This window comes from Mesorhizobium sp. M2A.F.Ca.ET.037.01.1.1 (assembly GCF_003998075.1).
In the GTDB taxonomy this organism is placed as follows: Bacteria; Pseudomonadota; Alphaproteobacteria; order Rhizobiales; family Rhizobiaceae; genus Mesorhizobium.
On the sequence record NZ_RZSA01000156.1, the window covers coordinates 1 to 9136 of the forward strand.

General features: G+C 63.1%; 12 protein-coding genes and 1 pseudogene. 4 read left to right on the forward strand and 9 right to left on the reverse strand.

What is annotated here, in order from left to right; translation table 11 throughout:
- The 8 genes and pseudogenes from EOA27_RS10535 to EOA27_RS10570 form a co-directional block, all read right to left on the reverse strand.
- Positions 1-225 (reverse strand): annotated as a pseudogene (locus tag EOA27_RS10535) (protein GlxC); the annotation flags it as partial.
- 4 nt (positions 226-229) lie between these two features.
- Positions 230-1126 carry a glutamine amidotransferase family protein gene (locus EOA27_RS10540; RefSeq protein ID WP_126078669.1) on the reverse strand — a complete coding sequence of 299 codons (897 nt, stop codon included), beginning with the start codon at positions 1124-1126 and terminating at the stop codon, positions 230-232.
- A gap of 86 nt (positions 1127-1212) precedes the next feature.
- Entirely contained in the window at positions 1213-1542 is a 330-nt protein-coding gene (locus tag EOA27_RS10545; protein ID WP_127250310.1) for a hypothetical protein, read from the reverse strand.
- Complete coding sequence (locus EOA27_RS10550) at positions 1539-2228, reverse strand: hypothetical protein (RefSeq protein ID WP_189343211.1); 690 nt, start codon at positions 2226-2228, stop codon at positions 1539-1541. The genes EOA27_RS10545 and EOA27_RS10550 overlap by 4 nt, the downstream gene beginning before the upstream one ends.
- 46 nt (positions 2229-2274) lie before the next feature.
- Positions 2275-3681: an amino acid permease gene (locus EOA27_RS10555; RefSeq protein ID WP_126078667.1), complete on the reverse strand. Its 1407-nt coding sequence runs from the start codon at positions 3679-3681 to the stop codon at positions 2275-2277.
- Positions 3682-3694: 13 nt separating this feature from the next.
- Positions 3695-3856 carry a hypothetical protein gene (locus EOA27_RS10560; protein ID WP_042645899.1) on the reverse strand — a complete coding sequence of 54 codons (162 nt, stop codon included), beginning with the start codon at positions 3854-3856 and terminating at the stop codon, positions 3695-3697.
- Positions 3857-3872: 16 nt separating this feature from the next.
- The gene (locus tag EOA27_RS10565) at positions 3873-4250 is read right to left on the reverse strand and encodes a hypothetical protein (RefSeq protein WP_126078666.1); all 378 of its coding nucleotides are present in this window, start codon (positions 4248-4250) and stop codon (positions 3873-3875) included.
- Between the two features lie 12 nt (positions 4251-4262).
- Positions 4263-4550 (reverse strand): hypothetical protein, encoded by a 288-nt coding sequence (locus tag EOA27_RS10570; protein WP_042645897.1) that lies wholly within the window; start codon positions 4548-4550, stop codon positions 4263-4265.
- 294 nt (positions 4551-4844) lie between these two features.
- Here EOA27_RS10570 and EOA27_RS10575 point away from each other — a divergent pair, with 294 nt between their 5' ends.
- The 4 genes from EOA27_RS10575 to EOA27_RS10590 all read left to right on the forward strand — a co-directional run bounded on the left by EOA27_RS10575 (position 4845) and on the right by EOA27_RS10590 (position 8687).
- Positions 4845-5978 (forward strand): aminomethyltransferase family protein, encoded by a 1134-nt coding sequence (locus EOA27_RS10575; RefSeq protein WP_126078665.1) that lies wholly within the window; start codon positions 4845-4847, stop codon positions 5976-5978.
- Positions 5979-6078: 100 nt separating this feature from the next.
- Entirely contained in the window at positions 6079-6675 is a 597-nt protein-coding gene (locus EOA27_RS10580) for a dimethylamine monooxygenase subunit DmmA family protein (RefSeq protein WP_126078664.1), read from the forward strand.
- Positions 6672-7637, forward strand: a complete 966-nt coding sequence (locus EOA27_RS10585; protein ID WP_127256109.1) for a PDR/VanB family oxidoreductase — start codon at positions 6672-6674, stop codon at positions 7635-7637. Before EOA27_RS10580 ends, EOA27_RS10585 begins: the two co-directional genes overlap by 4 nt.
- 9 nt (positions 7638-7646) lie before the next feature.
- Positions 7647-8687 carry a DUF3445 domain-containing protein gene (locus EOA27_RS10590; protein WP_126078662.1) on the forward strand — a complete coding sequence of 347 codons (1041 nt, stop codon included), beginning with the start codon at positions 7647-7649 and terminating at the stop codon, positions 8685-8687.
- 142 nt (positions 8688-8829) lie between these two features.
- Here EOA27_RS10590 and EOA27_RS10595 read toward each other — a convergent pair.
- The coding region (locus EOA27_RS10595; protein ID WP_145970318.1) for a cupin domain-containing protein at positions 8830-9136 on the reverse strand (307 nt) is incomplete at its 5' end.

Here is a 9136-nt window from a genome sequence, read left to right on the forward strand (position 1 = left end):
GTAATAACCGACGCTGCCGCGCACATCGATGGTGACCGGCTGGTCGACGCCGACGGCGACCGAATGGCTGCCTTTCGGGTTGAGCACTTCCCAGGCGGTCTCATTCGAACCCGGCGCGAGCTTGTGCAGCGCCTCGTTCAATTCGCGCAGCGAATGTTGCGAGAGGTCGAAGATCCTCGCACCGCCCTGGTCGCGTTCGGCCTTCGACATTGGGGTTGCCGGCATCGGCTCAATGCTCCCAGAAATAAACGGTTGCGGGCTCCGGCTCCCAGACCCGCGCATTGTCGATGCCGGGCAGCTTGGTCAGCGCGCGATATTCCGAGCCGAAGGCGACATACTGGTCGGTCTCGGCCATCACGGCCGGCTTGCAGGCGATCGGGTCGCGCACCACGCCGAAGCCGTTCTTCGTGCCGACGACGAAGGTGAAGAAGCCGTCGAGGTCGGAGAGCGTGCCTTCCAACGCCTCGCCCAGATTCTTGCCATGCGCCATCCGGTTGGAAAGATAGGCCGCGGCAACTTCGGTGTCGTTCTCGGTCTCGAACTTCATGCCGTCGCGGATCAGCTCGCGGCGCACATTGTTGTGGTTGGAGAGCGAGCCGTTATGCACCAGGCACTGGTCGGCGCCGGTCGAGAACGGATGCGCGCCCATCGTGGTGACCGCCGATTCCGTTGCCATGCGGGTATGGCCGATGCCATGCGTGCCGGTCATCGAGCGCACATGGAAGCGATCGATGACGGTCTCCGGCAGGCCGACCTCCTTGTAGATTTCAACCGCCTCGCCGGCGCCCATGATGCGGATGTCGGGCCTGAGCGTCTGCAGCGCTTCACGCGCGGCATCGACCTTGTCCGGCGTGGTCCTGATGACGGCGTGCGTCGAATTCACCGCCACGCTCACCGGCGCGCCGATCGCCTTGGCGAGTTCGGCGTCGAGGCCGCGGAAATCGCGGTCTGCCTTCGGTGACTGCACGGTGATCTTGGCCTCGTTGCCGGTGGCCGCGCCATAGATGGCGATGCCGGCGCTGTCCGGGCCGCGGTCGCTGAGCGACACCAGCATCTCCGACAGCATGGCGCCGAGCTTCGGCTCCAGCGCCTTGTCCTTCAAGAAAAGTCCGACGATTCCGCACATGCCAGCCTCCAACGTTTTTTGGCTCTCAGATGATGTACTCAATGAGCGAGCCGAATTCAATTGCTATGAAAGAAATTTTCCTGTGGTTACATGTTGGGCGGCACATCGCCTGCGGCACTATCGCCGCCCGGGCGCGCCTTGTGAACCCAGATCGCATGGCGGACACGTGCGATCTTGTAGGCGTCGAGGATCGAGAAAGCATAGATCAGGAAAGCGCCGGCATGGCGGCCGATGAAGCTGGCATCGGCCGGCGCCAGCTTGGTCGTTATCCAGCCAAGGATCACCATGAAGAACAGGAACTGCAGGCCGCGTACCGGCACGCCGAGCATGACGTGGCCGCTTGCCGGTAAAATGACCGCCGCGCCGAGCACGAGATAGGGATTGACGGGAGCAGGGGTGGCGGTTCCGTCGCTCATGCCGCCTGCCTTTCGTGCCGGTTGATGGCTTGGCGAAGCGTGGAGGCGGCCTCGAGCAGCCTTTCGATCAAGGCCGGATCGAGCCCGGCATCTCCGAACGCGGCCTGCCGGAAGACGCCGTAGCGCGCGCGCTCGGCCTCGGCCAGCAGCCAGACGATGCGCACGCCGTTCGGCGTGATCAGCAATTCCTTGGCGCGCCCCTCGGCAAAGATGTCGATATGCGCGGCGATCAGGTCCTGCGGGAAGGCAACGCCTCTGCGGTCCGTCTTGAGCACCGCGTCGGCGGGAAAGCCGAGCACCTTCGGGAGCGTGTGCGGCAGATGGTCGAAATTGGAGAACGTTGTCGCCGAATTCGGCCGCATCATCATGTCGAAAATGCCCGGCACGGCGACCGGCTCAGTGATCGAGACGCTGAGCCAGCGCGTCGGCAGCTTTCGCGTCGCCAGCGTGTCGACGATGGTGCGCAGCTGAACGCGCTGGCCGTTCCACGTGCCGGCCCAGGTGACCACGCCGGCCGTGCCGCCGGAAATGTCGGCGGCATCGAGAACGACGCTGCAGACGCTCGCCGTGTCGGCGGCCAGAGCCGCCTTCGCCCTGTTGCGGCTGGCGCGCGCGAGCCAGGCAATATGGGCGACGACCGCCAATGCGATCGCTCCGGCAAGCAATACTGACGTCAGTTCCGACATTTCGACACGCCACGGCCCGCCGTCGAGAGGCGGGCCTTCACTCCACTCAATAACCCTGCGGCTTCGGCCACGGCATGGAGAACTGGTCGCCGCGCCGCACGAACTTGTAGCGATAGAAGTGGAACCACAGCGAGATCAGGAAATAGAACACCGTCATCGCGATCAGCTGTGAGCCGAAGCCCAGGAAGATGGCGAAGAACGTTACCATGCAGAGGCAGAAGAGCACGATCGCCGGCAGTGGATGGAAGGGATGCGTGTAGCCGCGGCGGATCGAGCCCAGCGGCCATTTCTTGCGGAACATCATGATGTTGATGCTCATGAAGGTGTATTGCAGCACGCCGGACAGGATCGAGAAGGTGATCGCCTGGTTGAGGTCGGCGATGAAGGCGAAGGCGAGCGCGATCGGCAGCAGGAACAGGATCGAGCGATAGGGCGTGCGGTATTTCGGATGCACCGCCGAGAACCAGCTTGGCAGGTAGCGGTCGCGGCCGAGCGAGAACCAGGCGCGCGCCGCGTCGTTGATGCAGCCATTGGCCGAGGCGAGCGCCGCCAGCAGCGTCGCGATGAACAAAAGGTTCTCCAGCAGCGGGCTGCCCGTGAGCTTGCCGGCGTCCCACAGCGGATAATAGGTGATGCCAAGATATTCCCAGGGCATCAGCGAGGCGCAGACATACCAGGTCATGGCGGCCGCGATCAAAAGCGTGATCATGCCGGCCATGGTGCCGTAGGGCAGGGAGCGCGCCGGCGAGCGCACTTCCTCGGCCGCCTGCGTGGTGCCCTCGATGCCGAGATAGTACCAGATGCCGAACTGGAAGGCGGCGATGACGCCGATCCAGCCATAGGGCAGCGCGTTGCCGGGGGTGACCAACTCGTTGAGCTTCAGCACCGCGCCCTGCGTCCACGGGCTGACGGAGAAGAACAGGATGACGATCGAGACATAGGCGATGGCGGTGATGACGAAGTTGACGTTGAGCGTCATCAGCACGCCGCGATAGTTGAGCCAGGCCAGCACGACTATGGTCGCGGCGATGAAGGAATTGTGCGTCAGCCCTTCGACGCCGGCCTTGGCGACGATGGTGTCGCCGAGCAGGATGGCGTCCGACACTTCGAGCATCGTGTAGGCGAACACCAGGAACAGCGCGACGTTGAAGGCCATCAGCGGTCCGACAATGTGCTTGGCCTGCGCGTACTGGCCGCCGGCGGCGGCCACGGTCGAGGTCACCTCCGAGTCGATCATGGCGACCGAGGTGTAAAGCAGTCCGACGATCCAGCAGACGATCAGCGCGGCCAGCGCGCCGCCCTTGTCTGCCGCGAAATTCCATCCGGTGAACTCGCCGACCAGCACGATGCCGACACCGAGCGCCCAGACATGGGCGGGGCCGAGCACCCGAAGCAGCGAGACCCTGTCGCCGTGGATCGTCGTCGTCAGTCCCGTTTCAACCGCAGCGGTCATCGTCAGTCCCCACTCAGATCCGGTGTTTCTCGGAAACGGCTTCAAGCTCGCCTTCGCGCGAGGAAGTCAGCACGTCCTCGGAATAGGTCGTGTCGATCTTGAACCAGTCGTAGAGCATCCAGAGCGCAAGCAAGACCGAGATGCCCCAGCAGGCGTAGTTGATTGCCATCCACATGGATCTTGTCCCCGAATTACTTGTCGTCGAATCTTTCGTTGATCACCTCGCGATACTCGCGATCGGAGGCGCGGAACAGGAAGACGAAATAGGCGACCAGCACGATCGCCATGATGATCAGCGTCGGCCAGTCGATGATGTAGTGGAAACGGTTCTGGATGATGTCGTGCGCGGTCTCGGGCGTGTAGCCGAGCTTCTCCCAGATCGACGCCATGGTCGCATTCTGGCCGAGCGCGTCCCAGGTCTTGGCGTCCAGGGGATCGATGGATTTCGCCGCGCCGGCAAGGCCGAGCTTCAGCGGCAGCCACAGCGCCACGAAGATGGCGACCACGACGACGGCGATGTCGAAAATCTGGCCGGCCTTGCTCTGTTCCGGCGGGATGTAGCGGGACATGGTCTTTCCCCCTCAGGACTTGCTGTTGCGGAACGCGTCGGCGTTCTTGATGTCGAGGCCGTAGATGAAGTCCTTGTCTTCCTTGTAGTGGTTGAGCATCGCCAGGATGGCGGCGGTGTTGAAGATCAGCACCGCGGCAGCCGCGATCACCACCACGAGCTTGATCCCGCTGTCGGGGATGTAGGCCCAGGTCATCAGGAGGACGAAGAGGATCGTCACCCACAGGCAAACGATCAAGAGCACGGATCCGCGCACGTCGGAACGATACAGCGCTTCGATGCGCTGCTGCAGGTCGGACATCGGTTTTTCCCCTTCTGGCGACGTCCGGCCCCGAAATCGACCGGGCGTCCACTCTTTCTAGAGAGTGAAATTTTTTTCATAAATTCCGACCGATCTTCGAAATTGTCAAGCCGGATTTACGCTCCGTAAGCTATTTGTCCCCGGGCAAGAAATTTAACTGACAATGAAATTATTTGCTTCAAGGGGATTGCAGGGCTCCGCCGTTTGCGATCAATATTCGAGCAAGCTCCGCCGCCAAGCAGGAGCAGGGAACAGCAACCGCTTAAGCGACCTAATCGCACGGAGGACGATCGGATGACGGCATCCTGGAGATTCTCGACCCTGGCGGATCGCCATCGCGCGCTCGGCTCGAAACTCGAGGACTGGAGCGGCATGGGCACCGCCTGGACCTATGACAAGGACGCCGACGAGGAATATATCGCCATCCGCACCAAGGCCGGGCTGATGGACGTCTCCGGCCTGAAGAAGGTCCACATCACCGGGCCGCACGCCTCGCATCTGATTGACCTCGCCACGACGCGCGACGTGGAGAAGATCTATCCCGGCAAGTCGGCCTATGCCTGCATGCTGAACGAGGCCGGGAAGTTCACCGACGACTGCATCCTCTACCGCATCAGCCCGAACTCGTGGATGGTCGTGCATGGCTCCGGCACCGGCCATGAGGAGCTGCAGCGGGCTGCCATGGGGCGCGACGTCTCGCTGCGCTTCGATGACAATCTGCATGATCTGTCGCTGCAAGGGCCGACCGCCGTCGACTATCTGGCCAAGCATGTGCCCGGCATCCGCGACCTTCCCTATTTCCACCATATGCAGACGCAGCTCTTCGGCTTGCCCGTCATGATCTCGCGCACCGGCTACACCGGCGAGCGCGGATACGAGATCTTCTGCCGCGGCCAGGACGCCGGCACGATCTGGGACAGGATCCTCGAGGAGGGCAAGAGCGCCGGCATCATCCCGTGCCGCTTCACCACGCTCGACATGCTGCGCGTCGAGAGCTATCTGCTCTTCTACCCCTACGACAATTCCCAGAAATATCCGTTCGAGAACGAAGGCCCCGGCGACACGCTGTGGGAGCTCGGCCTCGACTTCACCGTCAGCCCCGGCAAGACCGGTTTCCGCGGCGCCGAGGAGCATTATCGGCTGAAGGGCAAGGAGCGCTTCAAGATCTATGGCGTGCTGCTCGACGGCAAGGAGCCGGCGGACGAAGGCGCGCCGGTCTACCGCGACGGCATGAAGGTGGGCGTGGTGACCTGCGCCATGTATTCGCCGCTGGTCGAGAAATCGATGGGCATCGCCCGCCTTGACGTCGACTGCGCGGTCAAGGACACCCGGCTCGAGATCCGCAACAGAAGCGGTTCGATCAAGGCGACGGCGCAGCCCTTGCCGTTCGACGATCCGAAGAAGACCAAGCGCACCGCCAAGGGTTGAGGCATCATCAACGGGGAGGGGTTCGAGGCACTAGAGCATGATCCCGAAAAGTGGGAACCGGTTTTCGGAAAAGATCATGCTCCAACTGATCTAAGGAAGAATGGCAGCCAAGACGATCATCAGCAGGCCCATTTACGGAACCCTGTCTCCACAGCCTGGCAAGCATCACCTCTTCATCGCCGATGCCGAAGGCGCGCTGGCGATCACGGATATGGCCGGCAAGGCGCCGCCCGGCTTTTTCGACGGCGCGGAAATCGACTTCATTCCAGGCTCGGAGGGCAAGCACATCGCGGCCCTGGAAGCATTGAAGCCGGCGCAGCTCCACATCGCGCCGTCCTTCGCCAGCCTCCTGCCGCGTCTCAAGCAGACGCTGGCCAACGCCCATATGGGATTGCGTCTCTATCTTGCCGGCACCGAGGGCCTGATCGGCCAGGCCATGCAGGCAGCGCTCGAAGCCGGCATGGACCACACCTCCATCCAGACCGAGCATCGCGGCTCGCTGGCGCGGCGCATGCAATGCGTGCACTGCAAGGGCATCACCGAGAACGTTACGACGCAGCCGGCGCTCTGCTCGCATTGCGGCCTGCTGCTCCTGGTGCGCGATCATTATTCGCGGCGCCTCGCCGCCTTCCAGGGCGTGTGCATCAACGCCGAGGATCGCTCCGAGATTCCTCCGATGGAGGAGGCCTTCCCATGAGCACCGGCACCACCAAGCTCGATGTCGTCGTCAGTGACGTCGTCCCCGTCAACCATCTCGTCACCCGCTTCCATTTCCGCCGCCGCGACGGCGGCCTGCTGCCGACTTTCTCCGGCGGCGCCCATGTCGTGGTCGAGATGCGCGACAGTGATCGCACCAGGCTCAACCCCTATTCGCTGATGGGCTCGCCGCTCGACACGCGCGAATACACGATCTCGGTGCGCCGCGACGATGTCGGCCGCGGCGGCTCGCTGTTCATGCACCGACAGGTCAAGCCCGGCCTGGAGATGGTGATCAGCTATCCGGTCAATTTGTTCTCGCTGGATCTCAGGGCGAAAAAGCATCTCATGCTGGCCGGCGGCATCGGCATCACGCCCTTCATGGCGCAGACCTCGCAGCTGGCGGGCGCCGGCGGCAATTTCGAATTGCATTACACCTGCCGCACCGCTTCGCTCGGCACCTATGCCGATGTCTTGCGGCAGCGCTACGGCAACCGCGTCAGGCTCTATCACGACGACCGCGAGGAGCGCATCGATCTCGACCGGCTGTTGTCCTCGCAGCCGCTCGGCACGCATCTCTATGTCTGCGGCCCGGCCGGCATGATCAACTGGGTGCGCGACCGCGCCGCGGCGCTCGGCTGGCCGTCGGAGACGGTGCATTTCGAGCATTTCGCGGCGCCCCAGCCCGGCGCGCCGTTCCACGTGACCTTGGCCCTCAGCGGCAAGACGATCCGCGTCGGCGAGCAACAGAGCCTGCTGGAAGCCATGGAAGCGGCCGGCGTCGACCCGCCTTATCTCTGCCGCGGCGGCGTCTGCGGCCAATGCGAGACCAATGTGATCTCCTCCGACGGGAAGTTCATCCACAACGATCACTGGCTGAGCGAGGAAGACCACCGTTCCGGCTGCAAGATCATGCCTTGCGTCTCGCGCTTCGAGGGCAAGTCGCTGGTCCTGGAAAGATAGGAGGCGTCAATGGGCATCACCTTTCGCAAGGAAACTTTCCGCGACGACTACACCTTCAGGAACAGCCCCGAGCACATCAGGCGCTTTCCGTTCCCGTTCAACGAAGACGCCTACATGTACGCGGTCAACATCGAGCCGCATGTCGTCGGCCCGAAGGGCTCGGTGCTGGAAAACCTGATCGACGTCGACGAGCACTATGTCGCCGAGATGCAGGACCGCGCCTTGGTGCTGGCGGAGGATCCGCTGCGCTGCCAGTCGCTGCCGCATATGACGCTGGCCGGCTGGGACCTGCTCGAGCTTTTGATGGAGCAGCAGGCGCTCGGCTATCCCGAGCATTTCACGCTGGAGCGCGATGGCGACCGCTGGCGCTGGATCAACCGGCCGCTCGGCATCGACGACACCTTCACCTTCGGCGACACCTCGACGTTGCCCTATGGCCCGATGGAATACATCACCCGCCAGAGCCAGGGCGATTTCTGCATCCTCGACCAGCGAGACGGCAATCTGTGGATGGATGCCGGCATGGTCACCACCCAAGCCGACTGGTCGCTCGATTTCGACATCGGCATGAACTTCTTCGAATGGCACGCGCCGGTCCCGCTGGCGCACGAGAAGGGCATCTTCACCCGTGCGCTGAAATTTCTCACCAACATCCAGCAGGGCAAGCCGGCGCGGCGCCTCAACTGGACGATGACCATCAATCCGCGCCTCGACACCAGCCCCGAGAACTATCACAAATGGGGCCCGGACCGCGCCACCGTCACGCCCGAGAATGTCGGCCAGAAGGTACATCTGCGCGTCGAGCTGCAAAGCTTCTGGCGGCTGCCGCGCTCGAACGCCATCGTCTTCCCGATCCGCTGCTACCTGATCAAGATGGACGAGCTGGTCACCCAGCCGAAATGGGCGCGCCGCCTGCACCGCGTCATCCGCGACCTGCCGGAAGAACTCGCCACTTACAAGGGGCTGACGCGGTATCGGCCGACGCTGGTGGAGTGGCTGTCGAAGCTGGATGATGGCAGCCCGACTTCACCGGGATTTGGGCCGGACTGAAGACTTGGGTTCCTCGCCCCCGCAAAGCGGGGGAGAGGTGTCCGCGAAGCGGACGGAGAGGGGCCTTCGTAGGGCGCTCCCCTCTCCGTCTCGGCTTCGCCGAGCCACCTCTCCCCACTATCGTGGGGCGAGGAACAACGTGTCACCCCGCACTGTTCTGCGGATAGCAGATGATCGACAGATACCGCATCGGCAGTTGCGTCAGCTCTTCCGGTCCGTGCGGCGCGTCGGCATCGAAGAACAGGCTGTCGCCCGGCTTCATCGGGTAGAGGTTGTTGCCGTGCCGGTAAACCACCTCGCCCTCGAGCATGTAGAGGAACTCCATGCCGGCATGCTGGAAGGTCGGGAACACATCCGAATTCTCGGTCAGCGTGATGAGATAAGGCTCGACCACGACGCCGCTGGTGTTGGCGCCGATATGTCCCAGCAGATTGTACTGGTGGCCGGCG